We start from the raw sequence: 2,230 nt of genomic DNA on the forward strand, positions 1-2,230 counted from the left end.
CACCACCTGGTCGTGATTGAATTAAAGCGGCGTAGTGTTTCGCGCTATTTGCAAATACTGGGCGCGGCCTGCTTGCTGGGCTGGAGTACATGGGCGAATGCGGCCTCCGGTCTGGATATGTTGCATCATTTTTTTCAGAGTACGCACACCATTACTGCGCAATTCAGCCAGGAAGTGGCCAACCATAATGGTCAGATTGTCAAAAAGGCCGGCGGTACCTTATGGATTTCCCGACCCGGTAAATTTCGCTGGGATTATAGTGGCGCCAATGGGCAGACCATCGTTTCCAACGGGCTGAAAGTCTGGTTGTATGAGCCCGCCCTGCAACAGGTAACCGTTCAACCTTTGGGCAAGGCGCTGGGATCCACTCCCGCTGCCTTGATTGCCGGAAATGATGACCTGAGTCAGCGTTTCAACATCAGCGATCTGGGTGTCAAAAAACAGCTTCACTGGTTGTTGCTGCGGCCTAAAAATGGTCAGGACCAGGGTTTTACTGCGTTGCGCCTGGGTTTTGACGCCGCAGGAATCCTGAAGGAAATGCGTATGGAAGATGCCTTCCAGCAGGAGACTGTCCTGCATTTCACGCATGTAGAAATTAATCATGCCATTCCGGGCCAGGAGTTCCAGTTTACGACTCCAGCCGGAGTAGATGTTCTTTCGCAATAAATTTTTCTGGAGTCGTTCATGCGTAATGCCAAAATTGCTTTGACCCTGCTTGCCTTGGGAGTTTTCGTCAGTGTGCAGGCCCAGGCATCAGGATTTGCGGTGCCCACATCGGTGGTGGGACTTTCCGAAGCGGGAGCCACGGTAGCCGATGCCGGCCCCGTCAGCAGTTTTGCGGTTAATCCAGCAGATATGGTGTTTTTCCCGGGGACGCGCGCCAGTCTGGACGTGGTAGCATCAGAACCCAGCTATAAAAGAAATGGTGAGGGTGCCAGCAATAATCTCCTGATTATGCCCAATTTGTTTGTAACCCACCGTTTCAACGACCTGCCTTTGGCGCTTGGCTTGGGCATTACATCTCCTTACGGCATTAATTCAACCTGGCCTGCAGGGACTTTTGGAACGTCACAGACCATCCCCGATAAAAATGATCTGCGCATCATCAACATCAATCCCGGTGTGGCCTATATGATCCTGCCCGATTTAAGCATTGGTGCGGGTGTGGATTATTATCAGAGTCTGAGCGCCAATTTCCCTGAAAAATCAGGTAATGGCGGTGGCGTGGGTGGTAATGTTGGCTTGTTTTATACCACCGAAACTTTTAATGCCGGTTTGAGTTATCGCTCAACTGCCAGTTTGGGAGGAGACATCAGTCTGCCCAGCCGCCTTCAGGCCGGTGTACGTTACCGCTTTACGCCAGCTTTTGCTACGGAACTGGATGTGGACTGGAATGACTGGAGTAATGCCCGCCTGCCGGGATATGGTAATCTTGGCTGGAAATCGGCGCTTGCCTATCGTTTGGGTTTAAGCTACCACTTCAGTCAGTACTTGGCCTTGCGTGGCGGTCTCGCCCATGAAGGCAGCCCCACGGATGGCAGGAGTATTCAGGCTGCAGCACCAGCACCCAGCAGTAATTTGCTGTCCTTCGGATTGGGTATTGGACTGGGACATTGGCAGTACGATCTTGGCGCTTCCTATGCGCTTTCCGGTAATACGACTTCCTATGCCGGTCCCTATGCGGGCACTTACAAAGCCAGTATCTTTAATTTTGGTGCAGCCATTTCCCGGAATTTTTGAGTCAGGGCAGCAACGGAGCTTCCTGCTTGAGTACCACGCATGATCTCCGGCCTCTGGCAGCGCGACTGCGACCCCGGAGCCTGGAAGATTATGTCGGTCAAAAGCATCTTTTAGGCGATAACGGGCCACTGCGTGCCATGTTGCGCACCCGGCACCTCCATTCCATGATTTTATGGGGTCCATCGGGCACGGGTAAAACCACCCTTGCCCAGTTGCTGGCGCGCTCAGCCGGGTGTCAGTTTCAAATTCTTTCGGCGGTTAACAGTGGTGTCAGAGAAATTCGCGCAGCCATCAGCAGTGCCGAGCAGGCCCGGGCTCAGGGGCAAGATACCGTTCTTTTTATAGACGAAATCCATCGTTTCAACAAAACCCAGCAAGATGCACTGCTTCCCTATGTGGAAGAAGGCGTTATCATCCTGATTGGGGCCACGACTGAAAATCCCAGTTTCGCTCTCGTCAACGCGCTGCTTTCCAGAGCACGGGTTTATGT

The 2,230-nt window shown here is 52.7% G+C and carries 3 protein-coding genes; all 3 read left to right on the forward strand.

Going from position 1 to position 2,230, the window contains the following annotated elements:
• Window positions 1–666 (forward strand): outer membrane lipoprotein periplasmic chaperone LolA (gene lolA, locus AC2VLY_RS17340; RefSeq protein ID WP_486922733.1); only part of this gene is annotated, 666 nt, incomplete at its 5' end.
• Between the two features lie 18 nt (window positions 667–684).
• Window positions 685–1,740, forward strand: coding sequence for an OmpP1/FadL family transporter (locus tag AC2VLY_RS17345; protein ID WP_486922734.1), 1,056 nt, complete (start codon window positions 685–687; stop codon window positions 1,738–1,740).
• Between the two features lie 26 nt (window positions 1,741–1,766).
• Window positions 1,767–2,230, forward strand: a 464-nt coding sequence (locus AC2VLY_RS17350) for an AAA family ATPase (protein WP_486892223.1), incomplete at its 3' end; no start/stop codon positions are given.

The sequence above is a fragment of the Acidithiobacillus sp. TH-A36 genome (assembly GCF_057473445.1).

What these genes read in the sequence shown, in the direction of transcription:
- AC2VLY_RS17345 (WP_486922734.1), top strand. Translation starts at nt 685, where the DNA reads ATGCGTAATGCCAAAATTGCTTTGACCCTGCTTGCCTTGGGAGTTTTC.